General features: G+C 73.9%; 19 protein-coding genes. 5 read left to right on the top strand and 14 right to left on the bottom strand.

Annotated elements, in window-relative coordinates:
• The first annotated feature begins 19 nt into the window (after nt 1-19).
• Nucleotides 20-1,213, top strand: a complete 1,194-nt coding sequence (locus C4U03_RS05640; protein WP_103936567.1) for a lactonase family protein — start codon at nt 20-22, stop codon at nt 1,211-1,213.
• An 81-nt stretch (nt 1,214-1,294) separates the two neighbouring features.
• Here the strand turns inward: C4U03_RS05640 and C4U03_RS05635 are convergent, their stop codons facing one another.
• The 4 genes from C4U03_RS05635 to C4U03_RS05620 form a co-directional block, all read right to left on the bottom strand.
• The gene (locus C4U03_RS05635; RefSeq protein ID WP_103936566.1) at nt 1,295-1,936 is read right to left on the bottom strand and encodes a MerR family transcriptional regulator; all 642 of its coding nucleotides are present in this window, start codon (nt 1,934-1,936) and stop codon (nt 1,295-1,297) included.
• 4 nt (nt 1,937-1,940) lie between these two features.
• Nucleotides 1,941-2,612, bottom strand: coding sequence for a 4'-phosphopantetheinyl transferase family protein (locus C4U03_RS05630; RefSeq protein WP_103936565.1), 672 nt, complete (start codon nt 2,610-2,612; stop codon nt 1,941-1,943).
• 153 nt (nt 2,613-2,765) lie between these two features.
• Nucleotides 2,766-3,389, bottom strand: a complete 624-nt coding sequence (locus tag C4U03_RS05625; protein WP_103936564.1) for a TetR/AcrR family transcriptional regulator — start codon at nt 3,387-3,389, stop codon at nt 2,766-2,768.
• A 52-nt stretch (nt 3,390-3,441) separates the two neighbouring features.
• On the bottom strand, nt 3,442-4,956 hold the full coding sequence (locus tag C4U03_RS05620; protein ID WP_200827067.1) for an MFS transporter: 1,515 nt from the start codon (nt 4,954-4,956) through the stop codon (nt 3,442-3,444).
• An 83-nt stretch (nt 4,957-5,039) separates the two neighbouring features.
• Between C4U03_RS05620 and C4U03_RS05615 the strand changes: the two genes are divergently transcribed.
• A complete protein-coding gene (locus C4U03_RS05615) occupies nt 5,040-5,492 on the top strand; it encodes a hypothetical protein (RefSeq protein ID WP_103936563.1) in 453 nt (150 codons plus the stop codon).
• Nucleotides 5,493-5,520: 28 nt separating this feature from the next.
• Here the strand turns inward: C4U03_RS05615 and C4U03_RS39780 are convergent, their stop codons facing one another.
• Genes C4U03_RS39780 through C4U03_RS05575 form a run of 9 tightly spaced genes read right to left on the bottom strand, consistent with a single transcriptional unit; the run spans nt 5,521 to nt 14,157 of the window.
• The gene (locus tag C4U03_RS39780) at nt 5,521-6,222 is read right to left on the bottom strand and encodes an SDR family NAD(P)-dependent oxidoreductase (RefSeq protein WP_235017660.1); all 702 of its coding nucleotides are present in this window, start codon (nt 6,220-6,222) and stop codon (nt 5,521-5,523) included.
• Complete coding sequence (locus tag C4U03_RS05610) at nt 6,200-7,789, bottom strand: FAD-dependent monooxygenase (protein WP_235017659.1); 1,590 nt, start codon at nt 7,787-7,789, stop codon at nt 6,200-6,202. Before C4U03_RS05610 ends, C4U03_RS39780 begins: the two co-directional genes overlap by 23 nt.
• A complete protein-coding gene (locus tag C4U03_RS05605) occupies nt 7,782-8,726 on the bottom strand; it encodes an aromatase/cyclase (RefSeq protein ID WP_103936562.1) in 945 nt (314 codons plus the stop codon). The genes C4U03_RS05610 and C4U03_RS05605 overlap by 8 nt, the downstream gene beginning before the upstream one ends.
• Nucleotides 8,727-8,755: 29 nt before the next feature.
• Nucleotides 8,756-9,538 (bottom strand): 3-oxoacyl-ACP reductase FabG, encoded by a 783-nt coding sequence (gene fabG, locus C4U03_RS05600; protein ID WP_103936561.1) that lies wholly within the window; start codon nt 9,536-9,538, stop codon nt 8,756-8,758.
• Nucleotides 9,539-9,558: 20 nt separating this feature from the next.
• Nucleotides 9,559-9,831 (bottom strand): acyl carrier protein, encoded by a 273-nt coding sequence (locus C4U03_RS05595; protein WP_103936560.1) that lies wholly within the window; start codon nt 9,829-9,831, stop codon nt 9,559-9,561.
• A gap of 21 nt (nt 9,832-9,852) precedes the next feature.
• A complete protein-coding gene (locus C4U03_RS05590) occupies nt 9,853-11,070 on the bottom strand; it encodes a ketosynthase chain-length factor (protein WP_103936559.1) in 1,218 nt (405 codons plus the stop codon).
• Nucleotides 11,067-12,338 carry a beta-ketoacyl-[acyl-carrier-protein] synthase family protein gene (locus C4U03_RS05585; RefSeq protein WP_407701413.1) on the bottom strand — a complete coding sequence of 424 codons (1,272 nt, stop codon included), beginning with the start codon at nt 12,336-12,338 and terminating at the stop codon, nt 11,067-11,069. The genes C4U03_RS05590 and C4U03_RS05585 overlap by 4 nt, the downstream gene beginning before the upstream one ends.
• Nucleotides 12,338-12,664: a TcmI family type II polyketide cyclase gene (locus C4U03_RS05580; protein WP_103936557.1), complete on the bottom strand. Its 327-nt coding sequence runs from the start codon at nt 12,662-12,664 to the stop codon at nt 12,338-12,340. The genes C4U03_RS05585 and C4U03_RS05580 overlap by 1 nt, the downstream gene beginning before the upstream one ends.
• Before the next feature lie 32 nt (nt 12,665-12,696).
• Nucleotides 12,697-14,157 (bottom strand): FAD-dependent monooxygenase, encoded by a 1,461-nt coding sequence (locus tag C4U03_RS05575; RefSeq protein WP_103936556.1) that lies wholly within the window; start codon nt 14,155-14,157, stop codon nt 12,697-12,699.
• A gap of 146 nt (nt 14,158-14,303) precedes the next feature.
• Here C4U03_RS05575 and C4U03_RS05570 point away from each other — a divergent pair, with 146 nt between their 5' ends.
• From C4U03_RS05570 to C4U03_RS05560, 3 genes are all read left to right on the top strand, one after another.
• The gene (locus C4U03_RS05570) at nt 14,304-15,923 is read left to right on the top strand and encodes an acyl-CoA carboxylase subunit beta (protein ID WP_103936555.1); all 1,620 of its coding nucleotides are present in this window, start codon (nt 14,304-14,306) and stop codon (nt 15,921-15,923) included.
• Nucleotides 15,923-16,198 (top strand): acyl-CoA carboxylase epsilon subunit, encoded by a 276-nt coding sequence (locus C4U03_RS05565; RefSeq protein WP_103936554.1) that lies wholly within the window; start codon nt 15,923-15,925, stop codon nt 16,196-16,198. Before C4U03_RS05570 ends, C4U03_RS05565 begins: the two co-directional genes overlap by 1 nt.
• A gap of 188 nt (nt 16,199-16,386) precedes the next feature.
• Entirely contained in the window at nt 16,387-18,189 is a 1,803-nt protein-coding gene (locus tag C4U03_RS05560) for an acetyl/propionyl/methylcrotonyl-CoA carboxylase subunit alpha (RefSeq protein WP_103936946.1), read from the top strand.
• Here C4U03_RS05560 and C4U03_RS05555 read toward each other — a convergent pair.
• A complete protein-coding gene (locus C4U03_RS05555; RefSeq protein WP_103936945.1) occupies nt 18,146-18,955 on the bottom strand; it encodes an AfsR/SARP family transcriptional regulator in 810 nt (269 codons plus the stop codon). The two genes, C4U03_RS05560 and C4U03_RS05555, sit on opposite strands and share 44 nt — an antisense overlap.
• Between the last annotated feature and the right edge of the window lie 335 nt (nt 18,956-19,290).

The raw sequence follows: 19,290 nt of genomic DNA, 5'->3' as shown, positions 1-19,290 counted from the left end.
CCGCCGGAAGGGAGTCACGATGGGCCGCACGCCGATCGACCGCCGGCACTTCCTGGGCACGACCGGGCTGGCGCTGGGCGCCGGCGGGCTGACCTGGGCGGTCGCCGGCACCGCGCTGGGCCGGGTGGGCCGGCCGGGTGGGCCGGTCGCCCGCCGGGCCTACATCGGAGGGTTCACCGAGGGCGAGTTCGGGCTGCCGGACCTGCCCGGCATCGGGCTGGCCACCGTCGACGGACGCACCGGCGCGCTGTCCCTGGACGGGTACTTCCGCGGCATCGACAACCCCACCTACCTGGCGCTGTCGCCGCGCCGGGACGTGCTGTACGCGGTCGGCCAGACCGCGCGGGGGACGGTGCACGCGCTGTCGATCGACCGCCGGGGCCGGCTCTCCCCGATCAACCAGCGGCCCACGGAGGGCAGCACCCCGGTCCACCTGGCCATCGACCCCACCGGCCGCTACCTGGTGACGGTCAACTACGACTCCGGAGGGGTCGCCGTCCATCCCCTCCGAGGAGACGGCGGACTGGGACCGCTGGCGGACCTGGCCGAGCAGACCGGATCGGGTCCGCACCCGGTGGAGCAACGCGGGCCGCACCCGCACATGGTCGCGTTCGGGACGTCCGGGGACGTGCTGGTGCCCGACAAGGGCGACGACCACGTGTACGTCTATGGCCTCGACCCGGCGACCGGAAGGCTCACCCTGCGCGCCCGGAGCTTCATCGGCCGGGGGGTCGGGCCGCGCCATCTGGCCTTCCACCCGTCCGGCCGGATCGTCTACGTGGTCAACGAGCTGGGGCACACGGTGGCGATCTGCGGCTATGACCCGCGGACGGCCAGACTGGCCGTGCTCGGCTGGGCCTCGGTGGTGCCGCCGGGCGTGGACCCGCGCAACGCCCCGTCCGGGGTGCGGATCTCCCCCGACGGCCGGCTGCTGTTCGCGGCCGACCGGGGGCTGGACACCGTCACCGTCTACCGGGTGCGGGACGCCGGCCGGACGCTGCGGGTGGTGGAGTCGCAGCCGGTGACGGCCAAGGCGCCCGGGAGCCGGTGGCCCCGCGACATCGTGCTGGACCGCTCGGGCGAGTTCCTGTACGCCGCCAGCGAGAAGGGCCAGTCGGTCACCGCGCTGCGCGTCGCCCCCGGCACCGGCCGACTGGACCCGGTCGGCGCCCCGCTGCGGATCGCCAGCCCCTCCTGCGTGGTGCTGCGCTGACCGCCGCCGGTCAACCCGGCCAACCCGGTCAGCCCGGCAACCCGGCCAGCTCGGCCAGCTCGGCCAGCCCGGTCAGCCCGGTCAGCCCTCCTGGTCGGCCGCGAACAGGCGGGCCGAGGCGTCCTCCAGCGCCATCCGGCGGATCGCGGCGATCAGCATCTCGCCGAGGACCGTCCACACCAGGGCGCCCTCCACCACCGAGTCGCGCTCGGCGCGTGCGGCGACCAGGGTGAGATCGGTCGCGGCCATCTGCTCGGCGGTGTGCGCGTAGTCGGCCAGCCGGGTCAGCAGGTCGTCCTGCCCCAGCCAGCGGCAGACCACGATGGTCTGCGCCAGCAGCCGCCAGGCGGGGCTGCCCGGCCCGACCCGCCAGTGGCGGCCGGTGACCAGCCGGGCGACCTCCTGGTCGGCGTCCTGCCAGGGCTGGTCCCCGCCGTCGGCGGCCGGCGGGACGCAGCCGCCGGTGACCATGCCGAGGATGGTGTGCATCGACCGGTCGCCCGCGTCCAGGTGGCGCAGCACCGCGTGCGCCTCGTCGATCGACAGCCCGCCGACCTCCAGCATGGCGCGCACCAGCCGCAGCCGGTCGACGTGGGCGGCGCCGTACCGGGCCGGCGCCGCCCCGCAATCCGGTTCGCCGGGCGGCAGCAGCCCGTGGCGTAGGTACTTCTCAATCGTCGGGATGGGGACTCCGGTGACCGCGCTGAGCTCGGCGAGTGTCATGGTTTCAGCCGCTCCAGGTGAACATCCGTACCGTCGCGTCGGGCAGTCCGGTGGCGACCGCGCCGACGTGGCCGGGCGGGCAGCCGAGGTCGTGGGCGTACCACGGCTCGGGGGAGCCGTCGACCAGGAACCGCCGGCCGGCCGGGTGGGTGCCGCCGTCCGGGGCGCCCGGCCAGGGCCGGGCCCGGCCGGCCAGGCCGACCCCGGCGGCCTTGAGCACCGCTTCGGTCCTGGTCCACTCCTGGAAGCCGGCGAGCCGTGGGAGCGACCGCAGCGCGGAGATCGCGGCCCAGTCGACGCCGGGCCGAATCCGCTCGATATCGACTCCCACCCGGCCGGGAGAACGGCACACCGCGATCAGGAAGCGCTCTCCGGAATGGGAGAGGCTGGCGTCCAGCGCCGGGTCGGCGGCCGGTTTCCCGTGCCCGGGGTCGCCGCAGTGCGCACACCGGCGGTCGAAGCGCAGGGTGTCCGCGGCGCGGCCCAGATAACCTCCCAGAATGGTGCGGAAAGCCAGATGGGAGGCCAGGTAGCGGCTGCGGCCAGGCTCGCCGCGGCGGTCCGCGCGGGCCAGTTCGCCCGGGTCGAGCACCTGCCGGGCGTGCCCGAGATCGGTGTCGCGGCGGTCGGCGGACCAAATGTGGATCTCACCGTCCGGCAGTGGGGGAATGCTCACCAGTGCACCTCACGGAACTGGTCAGGTGGGGTCGGCGGCCAGTTTACCGCGATATCGGTATATGGTCAGGGAATCTCAATGTGGTGGAAATAATGCTAACCATCGGGGATGGCACGGGCAATACGCCCAACCGGATCAAAAGGGGTATCCCGGCTATTTCGACGGAGAGATCAGCTGCCGGATGAGCGGGGCGGCCACGCGCAGCACGTCGTCCAGCTCGGCCTCGGCCAGGTCCGGCATCCGCAGTAGGTACCGCTGGGAGGCGATGCCCATCATCAGCGCGGCGAAGACCGCCGCGCGCAGCCGCGCGTCCGGGGCCGGGTCGGCGGCCGCCACCAGGTCCACCACCTCGGCGGTCACCCGGGCGCGCAGCACTTCGGCGGCCTCCTCGCTGGTCATGCTGGTGCGCAGCAGCACCGCCATGGGGCTGTCCGGATCGGCCGCCCAGGTCGTCAGCAGCCCGCGCAGGTAGTTCTCCGCGGTACGGCCGGGGTCGTCGGTGGTCAGCCGGTCGAGCGGGATGCGGAAGTGCACGGCCTGCCGGAACAGCTCCTGCTTGGTGCCGAAGTACTTCATCACCGACGCCTTGTCGACCTCGGCATCTGCGGCGATCCGCCGGATGGTGGCCCGTTCGTAGCCGACCCGGGCGAACTGGCGGCGGGCCGCCTCCAGGATCCGCTGCCGGGTCCGCTCGCCCTTGCGCTCGGGCCGGACCGGCTCGGTCAGCTCCCAGGGACGCTCCTGCCCGGCCGCCGCTCGTCCGTTCCCCTCCGACATCGCCCCGATGCTACCGTCCCGCGCCCGCCGGACCCGTCGCCCGGGGAGGCTGTCAGCCGAGGTGGGCGACCTTCCCGGCGTCCTCCTGCCGTCCGGCGTTGACGGCGGTCAGCGTGATCACCAGCGCCACGGCGAAGCAGGCCCCGGCGGCCCACAGCGCCCGGGTGTAGCCGTGGGTCAGGGCGTCCGCGGCCCGTGCCACCAACGCGAAGTCGTGCTGGGCCAGGCCCTGGAAGAAGCGCTCGGTGGCGTGCGGCAGCCGGTCGTCGGCGGCGGTGGTGGAGATGGTGGACAGCGCCGCCAGCCCCAGCGCGCCGCCGACCTGCTGGGCGCTGTTGAGCAGCGCGGACGCGATGCCCGTCTCGTGCTCGGCGACCCTGCTGACCGCGCCGAGCGTCATCGGCACGAAGCTCATGCCCAGGCCGACCGCGGTGACGAACATCGCCGGCATCAGCGCGGTGGTGTAGGAGGAGTCCGGGGTCAGCGTGCCCAGCCAGCCCATGCCCGCGGCGGCGACCACCAGCCCCGGCGCGGCCAGCGTCCGTGGCGCGACCCGCGAGGCGAGCTGGGAGCCCACACCTGCCGACACGCCCATGCCCAGGCTGAACGGCAGGTACGCCAGCCCGGTCTCCACCGCGCCGTACTGGAGCACCAGTTGCATGTAGAGGGTCAGGAAGTAGAACGTCGCGAACATCCCGGCCCCGATGAACAGCATCGCCGAGTACGAGCCCGCCCGGTTGCGGTCGCGCAGCAGCCGCAGCGGCAGCATGGGGTTGCGGCCGCGGGCCTGCAGGGCCAGGAACGCCGCCAGCAGGACGGCCGCGCAGGCGAAGCCGGCCAGGGTGATCCGGTCGCCCCAGCCGTGCTCGCCGCCCCGGGTGATGGCGTAGACCAGCGCGATCATGCCGGTGGTGCCGGTGAGCGCGCCGGGCACGTCCAGGCGGCCGTGCCCGCGCTCGCCCTCGCCGAGGGAGCCGGTCCCGGCCAGCACCGCCAGCCCGATCGGCACGTTGACGAACAGCACCCAGCGCCAGTCGAGGTACTCGGTGAGCGTGCCGCCGAGCAGTAGGCCCAGCGTGGCGCCGAGGCCGGACATGGCCGCGTAGACGCCCATCGCCCGGTTGCGCGGTCTGCCCTCGGGGAACGTGGTGGCGATCAGGGACAGCGCGGTGGGCGCCGCGACGGCCGCTCCCACCCCCTGCAGGACCCGGGCCGCGATCAGCATGGCCTCGCCGTTGGCGAAGCCGCCGAGCAGCGAGGCGGCGGTGAACACCGCGACGCCGAGCCGGAAGACCCGGCGCCGCCCGTACAGGTCGCCGGCCTTGCCGCCGAGCAGCATCAGCCCGCCGAAGGCCAGCGCGTAGGCGTTGACGATCCAGGCGAGGTTGGCCTCGGAGACGCCCAGGTCGGTCTGGATGCTGGGCAGCGCGATGTTGGTGATCGTGCCGTCCAGCACGACCATCAGCTGCGCCATGGCGATGACCAGCAGCGCGATGCCCTGCCGGCCCCCCGCCGGGGGTGCCTTGGGCGGGGCGTGGCGGCCGGTGCGGATCCCGGGTGAGGTCACGGCTGCTCCTTTGGGCTCAGCGGCGTTCTCCAAAAGTATACAAGCGTTGCGTTTTTTGTCGGGGCCGACCTACCGTCGGGGCCATGCAGACGAAGATCCTCGCCGCCCTCGCCGCGGCCGCCCTGACCCCGGTCGCCGCCCTGGCCACCACCGGCACCGCCCACGCCGCCCCCCGCACCCAGCCGGTCGGCGCCTGGGACGTCACGGTGACCATCGACGGCCAGAGCCACCCCTCCCGGGTGTCGTTCACCTCCGCCGGCAAGGTCTGCCTGGCCACCCAGGTCAGCAGCGGGCGCGGGCACTGGTGGCGGACCGGCGCCCGGACGTTCCGCTACGTGATCAAGGAGGAGTTCCAGCCGATCCCGGGCCTGCCCGGCCACGTCCTGATCGACCAGCAGGCCGTCCAGCCGGGCGAGACCTACACCAGCACCGGCACCTCGCGGGTCTACGACACCGCGGGCAACCTGATCTCCAGTCCGGTCGCCGACATCACCGCGACCCGGGCCGCCGCCGTCCCCGACCCGGGCTGCGCCTGACGGACGCCCGCCGCGCGTCACCGGTGGCTCACCCGAGCAGGGAGCCGCCGGTGACGTCGACGAACGCCCCGGTGATCCAGCGGGCCTCGGCGGAGGCCAGGAACGCCACCACGTCGGCGACGTCCCCCGGCTCGGCGATCCGCCCGAACGCCGTCTCGTCCGCCAGCGTCCGGCGCACCTGGGGGATCCGCAGGAACTCGGCCCCGGTGTCGGTGACCCCCGGGGCCACCGTGTTGACGGTGATCTGACGCGGCCCCAGATGCCGGGCCAGATGCAGTGTGATCATCTCCACCGCCGCCTTGCTCATCGCGTAGACGGTCTCCCGGGGATTGGCCAGCCGGGTCAGCCCGGAGGAGACATTGACGATCCGGCCCCCGTCGCGCAGCAGCGGCAGCGCCCGCTGCGTCACGAAGAACGGGGCCCTGGCGTTGACCGCCATCATCCGGTCGAACAGCTCCGGGGTGACCTTCTCGGGCTCGGCGTCCCCGGTGAAGATGCCCGCGTTGTTGACCAGGATGTCCAGCTCGGCCGCCCCGCTGTGCTCCGTCAGCCCCGCCTGAAGGCCCTCGAAGAGGGCATCCACGTCCCCGGGGGTGCCGAACTCGGCCCGGACCGGGAACGCCCGGCCGCCGGCCGCCGCGATCGACTCCACGGCCTGCCGGGCCGCCGCCTCGTCGTGGGCGTAGTGCACGGCGACCAGCGCGCCCTCACCGGCCAGCCGTTCGGCCACCGCCCGTCCGATGCCCCTGCTCGACCCTGTGACCAGGGCTGTCCTGCCTGTGAACCTGTGCACTGCCGTTGTCCTTTCGATGCGGCCGGTCCGGTGCGGGCGCCCCGTACCAGCGGTGGAGGGCGGCCCGCAGCCCCGCGGGATCCGCCGTGCCGGAGCCGGTCCACACCACGTGGCCGTCCGGCCGTGCCAGCAGGCCGCCGAGCCCGGCGAGCGGGCCGGTCCGGTCGGCCAGCGCGATCACGTAGGGGACCCGGCCGGCCCAGTCCGCCGCGGCCGCCCGGAACGCGCCGCGCCCCGACAGGTCCAGCAGCAGGCCCCGGGCCGGGCGCAGCAGGGCCGCGGTGCTCACCGCGCCCTGGTCGGTGATGACCGGGCAGTGCGGCAACCGGGCTCCCGTCAGGGGGCCGTCGCCGACGGGGTACCGGACGTCCAGGCCGCTGATGGTCTCGGCCAGCCGCCGCCGCGCGTCGCCGTGGGCGAGCAACTCGCCCAGCACGGCCCGCAGCGGGTCGGTCTCGCCGTCACCGAGCAGCAGCAGCGCCTGGGCCTGGACGTTGGTCAGCACCCGGGCGCCCACCGCGTGCCGTTCCTCGTGGTAGCCGTCGAGCAGTTCGTCGCCGCCGTCGCCGCGGACCCGGGCGGCCAGCCGCCAGCCCAGGTTCCAGGCGTCCTGCAGGCCCAGGTTCAGCGCCTGGCCGCCGGCCGGGAGCTGCCGGTGCGCCGCGTCCCCGGCCAGCAGCACCCGCCCCCGCCGGTAGGACGACACCTGGCGGCAGGCGTCGTCGAAGGCGTTCACCCAGACCGGCGTGCCGCCGCCGATGTCCTCCCCGGTCACCCGCGCCCACACCGCCGCCACCTCGGCGAACGAGGGGGCGCCGGCACGGGGGACGGGCGGGCGGCCGAACTCGTGGGCCATGACCCGGGTCAGCCCGTCGCGGGTGGCGGCGACGGCCATCCCGGCCGACGTCCGCTCGAACCGCCGATCCCGTACCCGTACGCCCCGCACGTCCGCCCGCAGCAGCTCACGGGCCGCCGCCCGGCCGGGGAAGGCGAACCCGGCCAGCTCCCGCACGGTGCTGTCCTCGCCGTCGCAGCCGACCAGGTACGACGCACGCACGCACACCCGGCCGGACGGGCCCCGCGCGTACGCCTCGACGCCGTCGTTGCTCTCCGCCAGGCCGGTCAGCTCATGGTCCTGCCACAGGTCGGCGCCGAGCCCGGTGGCCCAGGAGCGCAGCAGCGCCTCGGTCCGGGGCTGCGGCACCTTCCACTGCCCGGGGAAGGGGCTCGGCAGCCCGCCGAAGTCCAGGGGCAGCCCACCGAAGTGCCCCCTCGGCTCGTTCGGCGGGGTCCCCAGCACGCCCAGCAGGCCGCGCTCGTCAAGGATCTCCATGGTGCGGGCGTGCAACGTGGAGGCCCGGGACTCGGCGGACGGCGCCGCCCGCCGCTCCAGCACCACCACCCGCGCGCCGCCGAGCCGCAGCTCACCGGCCAGCATGAGGCCGACCGGCCCGGCCCCGACGACGACCACGTCGGTGGCCGGGCCCGCGGCCGGATCAGGCACGGCTCTCGGCGTACGCGCGGGCGTGGCCGAGTGTGGCCAGGCTGTTGCCGCTCAGCGCGGTGCGCACGAACTCCCGGGCCTCGGCGACGCCGGCGCCCTCACCGAGCACCTTCGTGATGGTGTCCGGGTTGATCATCACGGTGTGCCGCGAGGTCACCGTGACGCCGTCGCCGGTGTCGGTGAACAGCCAGGCGCCGGTGTGCAGCGTCATCAGGGCCGGCGTCACGATCTGCTTGTAGACGATCCGCTGGTGCGGGAAGCAGACCCGGACCGACCTGGTGGTGTGCGTGGACCCGTCCTTGGTGCGGGTGTCCATCTCCAGTGTCTGCAGGCCCGGCGTCTCCTCGGTGAGCGAGACCCGCGCGACGTGGGGGAGCCGTTCCCGCCACAGGTGGGCGTCGTTGACGAAGTCGTAGGCGTCCTTGGCCGAACCGGCGATCCGCACCGTGTCCTCGAACGACAGCAGCAGGTCGGCCGAGTCCACGGCCCGCTCCATGTTCACCTTGAGCGCGGCCAGCTCCGCGCGGCTGTTGTGGTCCACCGCCCGGTCGATCCACGCCAGATCGTCCGGGTCGTCGCCGACCGCGCGGTAGTCGTGCAGCAGCCGGATCCGCGACTCGTCCTCGCCGACCGGCTCGATCACCCAGGCGCCGCCCATCGACGCCACCGGGGGAGCCGACACCTCCTGCCGGAACTCGATGCGCAGCCCGCCGGGATCCAGCACCCGCCGGGACGTCCAGGTCTTGGCCTCGCCCTCGGCGGTCGCCCAGATCCGGATGCGCTCGTGGCCGGGGGCCCGCTCCAGATGGTCCACATGGACGGTCGGCGGGAAGATCCGCGGCCACTCGGCCACCTCGGCGATGAGCCGGTAGGCGGTGGCGGCGGGGGCGCGGACGGTGATCTCGTGTTCCACCTCGCGCCGGCCCGGTCCTGTCATCGGTCCCACTTCCTTCCTGGTAGCCGCGTTCAGAAGTTGCCGAGCCCGCCGCACACGTTGATCGCCTGCGCGGTGACCGGCGCCGCCGCGTCCGAGACCAGGTAGCCGACCATCCCGGCCACCTCCTCGGGGGTGGCGTAGCGGCCCAGCGGGATCTTGGCCTGGAACCGCTCCAGCACCGCCTCCTCGGTGGTGCTCCACACCTCGGCGTAGCCCTGCCGGACCCGCTGCGCCATCGGGGTCTCGACGTATCCGGGACAGACCGCGTTGACGGTGATGCCGGTCGGGGCCAACTCGTTGCCCAGGGCCTTGGTGAAGCCGACGACGCCGTGCTTGGAGGCCGAGTACGGCGCGCCCAGCACCACGCCCTGCTTGCCGGCGGTGGAGGCGATGTTGACGATCCGGCCGCGGTCCTTGTGCCGCATGCCGCCGGCGTTCAGCACCGCCCGCGTCATCAGGAAGACGCTGTGCAGGTTGGTGGCCACCACGTCGAACCACAGCTCGTCGGACAGGTCGGCGGTGACCCCGCCGCCGCTGCGGCCGGCGTTGTTGACCAGCACGTCGATCGTGCCGTACCGGTCCACGGCCGCCCGTACGAACTCCTCGATCCGCGCCGGCTCCCGCACGTCGCACGGCGTGCCGTCGACCTCCAGGCCCTCGGCGCGCAGCGTCTTGACGGTGCCGGCGACGTCCTCGGCGGTCCGCGCGCAGACGAACACCCGCTGGCCGAGCCCGGCCAGGGTGCGGGTGACGGCCAGGCCGATTCCGCTGGTGGCCCCCGTGACGACGGCGACCCGGTGATCTGGTGACATGTTCGCTCCCGGACCGGCCCTCAGGCCGCGTCGATGTCGGTGAAGGTGAGGTTGACGACGGTCAGCAGCGCGCGGGGGGTCCGCGCCGAGGTGATGGCGTCGTCCTCCAGACGCACGCCGTACTCGCGTTCGATGCGGGCGCCGGTCTCCAGCAGCGCCAGCGAGTCGTAACCGAGGTCCTCGAAGTCCAGGTCGAGGATCTCGCCGTCCAGGTCGGTGCCCTCGTTGACCCCGGCGGCCTCCCGCAGGATGCGCCGCAGGTCGGGGAGGGTGAGTTCTTCGTGGTCGCCCATGCTCGGCGTCCTCCTTCCATGTCAGCCGGCGGCCCGCACCACCAGCGCCGAGTTGAATCCGCCGTGCCCGCGGGCGAGCACCAGCGCCGTCTTCAGCGGGGCGGGCCGGGGCACCCCGGTCACCAGGTCCAGTCCGAGAGCGGGGTCCGGGACGACGTTGACGGTCGGCGGGATCAGCCCGTCCCGCAGCGCCAGCAGCGCGGCGGCCACGTCCAGCGGCGCGCCGCCGGAGTACAGCCGGCCGGTCATCGTCTTCGGCACCGTCACCGGGACCCCGCCGGGCCCGAACACGGCGGCCAGCGCCGCCGCCTCGGCCCGGTCCGGCCCGGCCAGCCCGGCGGCGTCGGCGAACACCACGTCGATGCCGGCCGCGGCCGTCCCGGCGTCGGCCAGCGCGATCTCGATCGCCCGGCGCAGCCCCGGCTCCCGTCCGGAGCCCGGCGGCGGATCGAAGGTGGCGCCGTAGCCGGCCACCTCGCCGTACCGGACGGGCGCGTCCCGGCGGGCCGCGCTCTCGGCGTCCTCCAGGACGAGGACGGCGCCGCCCTCACCGGGCACGTAACCGGCCGCCCGGCGGTCGAACGGCAGGTAAGCGGTGGCCGGGTCGTCGCCGGTGCTGAGCGCGCCGGTGGACAGTTGGGCCGCCCAGCCCCACGGGCACAGCGACCCGTCCACCCCACCCGACACGATCACCCGGGCGCCCCGCCGGATCTGCCGCCGGGCCTGCGCCAGCGCGTCCAGCCCGCCAGCCTGGTCGGCGACCACCACCCCGCTGGGGCCGCGCATCCCGTTGCGGATGGAGATCTGACCGGTGTTGACCGCGTAGAACCAGGCGAACGACTGGTAGGCGCTGACATGCCGGCCGCCCTTGCTCCACAGGTTCTGCAGCTCCCGCTGGCCGAACTCGAAACCACCGGACGAGGCGGCCGTCACCACGCCCATCTCGTACTCGCCGTACGGGCCGCCGCCGGCCAGCCCCGCCTCCGCCAGCGCCCAGTCGGCGGCGACCAGCGCCAGCCGGGTCATGTGGTCGGTCTGCGGGATCAGCCGCCCCGGCAGGTGCCGCCGCGCGTCGAACCCCGGCACCTCCCCGGCCAGCTGCGCCGGGTACCGCGCCGGATCGAACCGGGTGATCCGGCCCAGCCCGGAACGACCGGCCAGGGTGGCCGCCCAGTAGTCATCGGTGCCCAGGCCGTTGGGCGCGGTGACGCCCAGCCCGGTGACCCAGATCCGGGTCATGCCGCCGCCCGCGCGCCGGGACGGGTCAGCACCATCGCGCTCTGGAAGCCGCCGAAGCCGCTGCCGACCGTCAGCACCGTGTCGGTGCGCCGCTCGCGGGCCGTCAGCGGAACGTAGTCCAGGTCGCACTCGGGATCCGGCTCGTGCAGGTTGGCGGTCGGCGGGATCACGTCGTGCCGCATCGCCAGCGCGCAGGCGGCGATCTCCAGCGAGCCGATCGCGCCCAGCGAATGCCCGATCATCGACTTGATCGAGCTGACCGGGACGCGGCGGGCGTGCTCGCCCAGGCTGCGCTTGAACGCCGCCGTCTCATGCCGGTCGTTCTGCCGGGTGCCCGAGCCGTGCGCGTTGACGTAGTCGAGGTCGCCGGGATCCACCCGGGCCTCGGCCAGCGCGGCGCCGATGGCCTCGGCCATCTCCCGGCCGTCGGGCCGCAGCCCGGTCATGTGGAAGGCGTTGCAGCGGGAGGCGAATCCGGCTAGTTCCGCGTACACCGTCGCGCCGCGCCGCCGCGCCGACTCCAGCTCCTCCAGCACGAACATCGCCGAGCCCTCGCCCAGCACGAACCCGTTGCGGGTGTTGTCGAACGGCCGGGAGGCGTGCGCGGCGTCATCGTTGCGCGGCGTGGTGGCCTTGATGGCGTCGAAGCAGGCCACGGTGATCGGCGAGATGGGGGCGTCGGTGGCCCCGGCGACCAGCACGTCCGCCGAGCCCTCGGCGATCAGCTCCCGGGCGTACCCGACCGAGTCCAGCCCGGACGTGCAGCCCGTGGAGATCACCGAGACGGGGCCCTCGGCGCCCACCTGCCAGGCCACCTCGGCGGCCATCGAGCTGGGCACGAAGTGCCGGTACAGGTGCGGCACCGCGTAGGAGTGGTCCACCAGCCAGTCGCGACCGTCGTCGCTGACCACCCGGTACTCCTCCTCCAGGCCCATGGTGCAGCCGACCGCGCTGCCGACCGCCACCCCCGTGCGGGCCGGGTCGAGGCCGGCGAAGTCCAGCCCGCTGTCGGCCACCGCCTCCCGGGCGGCCACCACGGCGAGCCGGGTGGCCCGGTCCATCCGGCGGATCTCCCGGGGGGTCAGCCCGTGCGCCTCGGCGTCGAAGTCGACCTCGGCGGCCACCCGGGAGCGGAACGGGGAGGCGTCGAACAGCGAGATCGGCCGGGTCGCGGTACGGCCTTCGCTGAGCAGGCTCCAGAACTCCTTGACGCCGTCACCGCCCGGCGCCTGCACGCCGATCCCGGTGATCACGACGCGGCGGCCGATCATGCCGGCCGTGCCCAGTGGTAGAAGCGGTCGGCCGTCGCGTCGGCCGGGGACCGCCAGGTCTGCGGGTCGTACGGCGCGATGAACGGCTTGAGGTCCTCGCTGATCCGCACGAACAGCGGATGGCTGCGCGCCCGGTCGATCGAGGCGGCGCCGTCGCCGTCGAAGTCCTGGAGGTGGAAGTACAGGCCGTGGTAGGAGAACAGCTGCCGGCGCCGGGTGCCCATCAGGGCGGGCATCTCGGTCCGGTCGAACTCGCCGAACAGCCGGGCGACGTCGCCGGCCGAGCCGGGCGCCATCCGGGCGACGATCAGGGTGCTGTGCATACGGGTTCCTCGGGTGTGTCGGACGCGATGGATCAGGGGCGGGGGTCGCCGAACCAGCGGCGCAGCGCGGGGCCGGGCTCACCGCAGCCCGGTGCGGCCCAGACGACGTGGCCGTCGGGGCGGATCAGCAGGGCGTCGGTGCCCTCCAGCGGACCGGGCGAGGCGGTGACGACGTCCACCCGGTCGGCCCAGCCGGCTGCCGCCCGGCGCAGCCGGGGGTCGTCGGCCAGGTCGAGCAGGAGGCCTCGGGCCGGGTACAGCAGCCGGGCGATGGAGACGGCCCCGTCCGCGGTCTTCAGCTCGTGGTGGGGCATCCGCAGCCCCAGCAGTCGGTGGTCGCCGGGCCCGACGTCGTAGCGGACGTCCAGCCCGGTGACCATGCCGGCCAGATGTCGGGCGACGTCCTCGAACGCCACCAGCTCGGTCAGCACGTCGCGCAGCGGTTGCATCTCCTCCCCGCCCAGCACCAGCAACCCCTGCGCCCTGGTGTTGAGCAGTAGGCGCGTCCCGACCGGATGCCGCTCGTCGTGGTAGCTGTCCAGCAGTCCGGGCGGCGCCCAGCCGCGCACCTGCGCCGCCAGCTTCCAGCCGAGGTTGGCCGAGTCCTGGATGCTGACGTTGAGGCCCTGACCGCCGGTCGGCAGGTGGATGTGCGCCGCGTCTCCGGCCAGCAGCACCCGTCCCCGGCGATACTCGGTGACCTGGCGGGTGGCGTTGGTGGCGGCGGTGACCCAGACGGGCTCGCCATGGCCGATGTCCTCGCCGGTCAGCCGCTTCCACACGGCGGCCAGTTCGGCGAAGGTGACGGGGGCGGTGCGGTCGCGGGGGACGGCGCCCCGCTCGCACAGGATGACCCGGGTGATGCCGTCGCCGATCGGCGCGGCGATGACCATGCCGCCGGGCGTCCAGGTGCCGGGCGGACGCGGTGCGACATCGACGCCGCGCACGTCCGCCTGCAGGGTCTCCACGGTGCCGGGGGTGCCGGGAAAATCGAATCCGGCGAGCCGGCGCACGGTGCTGCGGCCGCCGTCGCAGCCCACCAGATATGCGGCGCGCAGATGTTCTGGTGAACCGTTCTCTCCGGTCCGGTGAATGGTCGCCTCGACGTTTTCGCCATTGTTTGACAAACTGATGAGTTCGTGGCCGCGCAGGATGCGCACGCCCAATCCGGTGGCCCATTCGGTGAGTACCGCCTCGGTCCGCGACTGGGGCACTCCCAGCACCGCGAAGTGCGCGGCGTCCAGCACCCCGATGTCCAGCGGCACCCCGCCGAAGTGGCCGAACGGCGTGGTGGCGGGCTTGCCGAACAGCGGCAGGATGCCGCGCTGGGCGAACACCTCCATGGTGCGGGCGGTGAAGCCGAGCGCCCGGGACTCCGGCGCCGGGCGCGGCGAACGCTCCACCACGACGACGTCCACTCCGCCCAGCCGCAATTCCCCGGCGAGCATCAGCCCGGCCGGCCCGGCTCCCGCGATGATCACTTCCGCGTCCATGGGACCAGGGTGACCGCGGCCCGTCCAAGATCGGTGAAAACCCGATAAAACCGGACCGGAGTGGTTTTCAGAATTTCTCCATCGGGGTTTTATCGCCGGGTGGCACGCTGGCCGTTGGCCGGACACCGACCAGCGGGAGTGAACCCATGACGATCCTTGAGGAGCGATCCGCCGGGGGCCGCGGCGCCGCGCCGGCCCCGCCCGGGGCGGCGCCGGCGATGGCCGACCGTGTGGCGGAACTGGAGCGGGTCCGCGCCGTGGCCCGCTCCGAGCCCGGCGGTCCCGGCGGCACGCAGCGCCAGCACGCGCGGGGCAAGCTGACCGTCCGCGAGCGGATCGACCTGCTGCTCGACCCGGGCACCTTCACCGAGATCGAGCCGCTGCGCCGGCACCGGGCCGGCGGCTTCGGGCTGGAGCGCAACCGCCCCTACGGCGACGGCGTGGTGACCGGCTGGGGCGAGGTCGACGGGCGCACCGTGTTCGTCGTCGCGCACGACTTCCGGGTCTTCGGCGGCGCGCTGGGCGAGGCGCACGCCGCCAAGATCCACAAGACCATGGACCTGGCCGAGACGACCGGCGCCCCGCTGGTCACGCTGTGCGACGGGGCCGGCGCGCGCATCCAGGAGGGGGTGACCGCGCTGGCCGGCTACGGCGGCATCTTCCGCCGCAACGTCCGGGCCTCCGGGGTGATCCCGCAGATCAGCGTGGTGCTGGGGCCGTGCGCCGGGGGCGCGGCCTACTCGCCGGCGCTGACCGACTTCGTGTTCATGGTGCGCGAGACCGCGCAGCTGTTCATCACCGGGCCGGACGTCGTGCAGGCGGTGAACGGGGAGGTCGTCACGCACAACGAGCTGGGCGGCGCGGACGTGCACGCCACCCGCTCGGGGGTGGCCGGGTTCGCCTACGACGACGAGGAGACCTGCCTGGCCGACGTGCGGTACCTGCTGTCGCTGCTGCCGTCCAACAACCGGGAGTTGCCACCCGCCGTCGCGCCCGCCGACCCGGTGGACCGGCCCACCGACGGGCTGCTGAAGCTGATTCCCGCCGACCCCAACCGGGCCTACGACATCCGGCCGGTGATCGAGGAGATCGTCGACGACGGCGAGTTCTTCGAGGTGCACGAGGGCTGGGCGGGCAACGTCGTGTGCGCGCTGGCCCGGCTGGGCGGCCAGGTGGTGGGCATCATCGCCAACCAGCCGATCGCGATGGCCGGGGTGCTGGACATCAGCGCCGCCGAGAAGGCGGCCGGCTTCGTGCAGACCTGCGACTCCTTCAACATCCCGCTGGTCACACTGCTGGACGTGCCGGGTTTCCTGCCCGGGGTGGACCAGGAGCACGGCGGGATCATCCGGCACGGCGCCAAGCTGCTGTACGCCTACTGCAACGCCACCGTGCCGCGGATCCAGGTGATCCTGCGCAAGGCCTACGGCGGCGCGTACATCGTGATGGACTCCCGGTCGATCGGCGCGGACCTGTCGTTCGCGCTGCCGATCAACGAGATCGCGGTGATGGGGCCGCAGGGCGCGGCCAACGTGATCTTCCGCCGGGAGATCGCGGCGGCGGCCGACCCGGAGGAAGTCCGGCGGCGGCGCATGGAGGAGTACCGCGCCGAGCTGGTCCACCCCTACTATGCCGCCGAACGCGGCCTGGTGGACGACGTTCTGGACCCGCGCGAGACGCGGCACACACTGATCCGCTCGCTGGACATGCTGCGCGGCAAGCACGCCGAGCTGCCGTCCCGCAAGCACGGCAACCCGCCGATGTGATGGACGAACCCGTCACCGAACCCCTCGTCGTGCGCGTGCTGCGAGGCTCCCCGTCCGACGAAGAACTCGCCGCGCTGCTGGCCGTCCTGGCCGCCCTCCCACCGGCCCGGCCGGCGGCCCGCCCCACCGCGCGGCGGGCCGGGTGGGACCGGGACCGCCCCCGCTTCCGGGCGGCCCACTCCTGGAGGCACGACACGTCCGGGTCCCACTCCTGGAGGCACGGCACGGCCGGGTCCCACTCCTGGAGGCACGGCACGTCCGGGTCCCGTTCCTGAGGTACGGCACGTCGGGTCCCGTGCCTGAGGTACGGCACGTCGGGTCCCGTGCCTGGAGGCACCACAGCTCCGAGTCCCATTCCTGAGGCGTGACAGGTCCGGGTCCCGTTCCCACAGGTACGACGCCTCCGCCCGTCCGGGCCGGCCGCCGGCCCCTGAAACCGAGCACCGAGGAGAGTGTGGTCACCGTGCGCAGAGTGCTGATCGCCAACCGGGGAGAGATCGCCGTCCGCATCGCGCGGGCGTGCCGGGACGCGGGGCTGACCGCGGTGGCCGTCTACGCCGACCCGGACCGCGACGCCCCGCACGTCCGGATCGCCGACGAGGCGTTCGCGCTCGGCGGCGACACCCCGGCCGACAGCTACCTCGACCGGGCCCGGCTGCTGCGGGCCGCCCGCGACGGCCGCGCGGACGCGGTGCATCCGGGGTACGGGTTCCTGTCGGAGGACGCCGGCTTCGCCCAGGCCGTGCTAGACGCCGGGCTGCGCTGGATCGGCCCGCCGCCGGAGGCGATCCGGGCGCTCGGCGACAAGGTGGCGGCCCGCGACATCGCCCGGCGGGTCGGCGCGCCGCTGGCCGCCGGCACCCCCGCCCCGGTGATCGGCCGGGAGGAGGTGGCGGCCTTCGCCGCCGAGCACGGGCTGCCGGTGGCGATCAAGGCCGTGTACGGCGGCGGGGGCCGCGGCATGAAGGTCGCCCGCACCCTGGAGGAGGTCCCCGAGCTGTACGAGTCGGCGGTACGGGAGGCCCGCGCGGCGTTCGGCCGCGGCGAGTGCTTCGTCGAGCGCTACCTGGACCGGCCCCGGCACGTGGAGACCCAGTGCCTGGCCGACCAGCACGGCAACGTGGTGGTGGTGTCCACCCGCGACTGCTCGCTGCAGCGCCGCCACCAGAAGCTGGTCGAGGAGGCCCCCGCCCCGTTCCTGACCGACGAGCAGGAGGCCGAGCTGCGCCGGGCCTCGATGGCGATCATGGCGGAGGCGGGCTACGTCGGCGCGGGCACCTGCGAGTTCCTCATCGGCCGGGACGGGACGATCTCGTTCCTGGAGGTCAACACCCGGCTGCAGGTCGAGCACCCGGTGACCGAGGAGGTCACCGGGATCGACCTGGTCCGCGAGATGTTCCGCATCGCGGACGGCGAGGAGCTGGGGTACGCCGACCCGCCCCGGCGGGGACACTCCATCGAGTTCCGGATCAACGCCGAGGATCCGGGTCGGGGCTTCCTGCCCGCGCCCGGCACCATCACCCGGTGGCGTCCGCCGTCCGGGCCCGGGATCCGGGTGGACGCCGGGGTGACGGAGGGCTCGGTGATCGGCCCGGCCTGGGACTCCATGCTCGCCAAGCTGGTCGTCACCGGCCGGGACCGTGCCCAGGCGCTGGAGCGGGCCCGGCGGGCGCTGGCGGAGTTCGAAGTCGAGGGCGTGCCGACCGTGCTGCCCTTCCACCGCAGGGTGGTGGACGACCCCGTGTTCGCCGCGGCCGACGGCCCGGCGTTCACCGTGCACACCCGGTGGATCGAGACCGACTTCGCCGGCGGGATCCCCCCGGCCGGCGGCCCGGCCCCGGACGCCGGCGGCGCGCAGGCCGGAGCGGGGTGGCGGACGGTGGTCGTGGAGGTCGACCGGCGGCGGGTGGAGGTCGCGCTGCCCGCTGCGCTGGGCGGGCCCGCGGATCCGTCGGCGGGGGGCGGCAGGCCCGCCGCGCGCTCCCGGGGCGCCCGGCGCCCGGCCCCGGCGGCCGGTGGCGACGCGCTCACCAGCCCCATGCAGGGCACCGTCGTCAAGGTCATGGTGGACGACGGGCAGCAGGTGCAGGAGGGCAGCCCGATCGTGGTCATCGAGGCGATGAAGATGGAGCAGCCGCTGGTGGCGCATCGGGCCGGCACGATCGACGGGCTGGCCGTCGAGGTGGGACAGACCGTCCCGGCCGATGCGGTCATCTGCGCGATCAGGGACGAGCGGCCCGCCGAGGCGGTCCGGCCGGCGCGCTGACCGGGACCGCCTCCGCGCCGATCAGGATGTCGCGCTGTAGCCTGCGCAGCTCGTCGGAGGGCTCCAGCCCGAGTTCCTCGCCCAGCACGTCGCGCAGGTCGTGGAAGGCGCGCAGCGCCTCGCCCCGGCGGCCCGCCTTGTTGAGCGCGACGATGAGACGGGCGTGGAACCACTCGTTGAGCGGGTGGGCGGCGACCAGGTCGCGCAGGTCGGGGACCAGCTCGCGGTGCCTGCCCAGCCGCATCGCGGCGTCGATGCGCAGCTCCAGGCAACGGGTGCGCAGCTCGGTCAGCCGCGCCGCCTGGCCGCTCAGCCGCCGGCCCTTGGCCACGTCGGCCAGCACCTGGCCGCGCCACAGGCCGAGGGCCTGGTCGAGCCGGTCCATGGCGTCCTGCGCGCGCCCCTCGCCGAGCAGCGTCTGCCCCTCCCGGTGCAGCCGGGCGAACCGGTCGGCGTCCAACTGGTCCTCGCGCAGCCGCAGCAGGTAGCCCGGGGGGCGGGTGAGCAGCATGGACTCCGCCTCGTGCGGGCCCAGCACCTGCTCCAGCCGGCGGCGCAGGTGGTAGACGTGCGTGCGCACCGTGCTGACCGCGGTGACCGGTGGCTCGGCGTCCCACAGCTCCTCGATCAGGGTGTCGATATCCACGACCTGGTTGGCGTGCACCAGCAGCAGGGCTAGCACCTTGCCGATCTTCGGGCCGCGCAGCGGGTGCACCGCGCCGGCCGCATTGAGTTCCAGCGAGCCGAGAATCCGAAATTCCGTCATGTTTTGCACCGTCCACTTCCGGGCCGTGTTCGCGGTGCCCGGGGTGCCGGGCTCCCGCCGGAGCGGCGCCGATATGCGCCGCATGCCAGGTCAAGCTACGGAGGGCGGGGACGGGCTCGCAATAACGGTTACCGGAAGGGTGGAGCGTGATGTCCCGAAGGAGGTACCCGGCTTCCCCGGCCACCACTGCCCGTATTTCTTGAATCACGATCCGCGTCGTCTGGTTCCCGGATTATATCCGCTGTCCGGAGCCCTCATTGGTGAACACCGAGGAGGGTGACAGTTGTCGCATAGGCCGGTTCCGGCCATAAGCCGTTGAATGATCAAATTTCTTT

It is taken from the genome of Thermomonospora echinospora (genome assembly GCF_900108175.1).
GTDB lineage: Bacteria > Actinomycetota > Actinomycetes > Streptosporangiales > Streptosporangiaceae > Thermomonospora > Thermomonospora echinospora.
This window is presented reverse-complemented; position numbering and strand designations above follow the sequence as displayed.

What these genes read in the sequence shown, in the direction of transcription:
- C4U03_RS05570 (WP_103936555.1), top strand. Translation starts at nt 14,304, where the DNA reads ATGACGATCCTTGAGGAGCGATCCGCCGGGGGCCGCGGCGCCGCGCCG.
- C4U03_RS05565 (WP_103936554.1), top strand. Translation starts at nt 15,923, where the DNA reads ATGGACGAACCCGTCACCGAACCCCTCGTCGTGCGCGTGCTGCGAGGC.
- C4U03_RS05605 (WP_103936562.1), bottom strand. Translation starts at nt 8,726, where the DNA reads ATGACAGGACCGGGCCGGCGCGAGGTGGAACACGAGATCACCGTCCGC.
- C4U03_RS05555 (WP_103936945.1), bottom strand. Translation starts at nt 18,955, where the DNA reads ATGACGGAATTTCGGATTCTCGGCTCGCTGGAACTCAATGCGGCCGGC.
- C4U03_RS05625 (WP_103936564.1), bottom strand. Translation starts at nt 3,389, where the DNA reads ATGTCGGAGGGGAACGGACGAGCGGCGGCCGGGCAGGAGCGTCCCTGG.
- C4U03_RS05595 (WP_103936560.1), bottom strand. Translation starts at nt 9,831, where the DNA reads ATGGGCGACCACGAAGAACTCACCCTCCCCGACCTGCGGCGCATCCTG.
- C4U03_RS05580 (WP_103936557.1), bottom strand. Translation starts at nt 12,664, where the DNA reads ATGCACAGCACCCTGATCGTCGCCCGGATGGCGCCCGGCTCGGCCGGC.
- C4U03_RS05590 (WP_103936559.1), bottom strand. Translation starts at nt 11,070, where the DNA reads ATGACCCGGATCTGGGTCACCGGGCTGGGCGTCACCGCGCCCAACGGC.
- fabG (WP_103936561.1), bottom strand. Translation starts at nt 9,538, where the DNA reads ATGTCACCAGATCACCGGGTCGCCGTCGTCACGGGGGCCACCAGCGGA.
- C4U03_RS05615 (WP_103936563.1), top strand. Translation starts at nt 5,040, where the DNA reads ATGCAGACGAAGATCCTCGCCGCCCTCGCCGCGGCCGCCCTGACCCCG.
- C4U03_RS05575 (WP_103936556.1), bottom strand. Translation starts at nt 14,157, where the DNA reads ATGGACGCGGAAGTGATCATCGCGGGAGCCGGGCCGGCCGGGCTGATG.
- C4U03_RS05635 (WP_103936566.1), bottom strand. Translation starts at nt 1,936, where the DNA reads ATGACACTCGCCGAGCTCAGCGCGGTCACCGGAGTCCCCATCCCGACG.
- C4U03_RS05640 (WP_103936567.1), top strand. Translation starts at nt 20, where the DNA reads ATGGGCCGCACGCCGATCGACCGCCGGCACTTCCTGGGCACGACCGGG.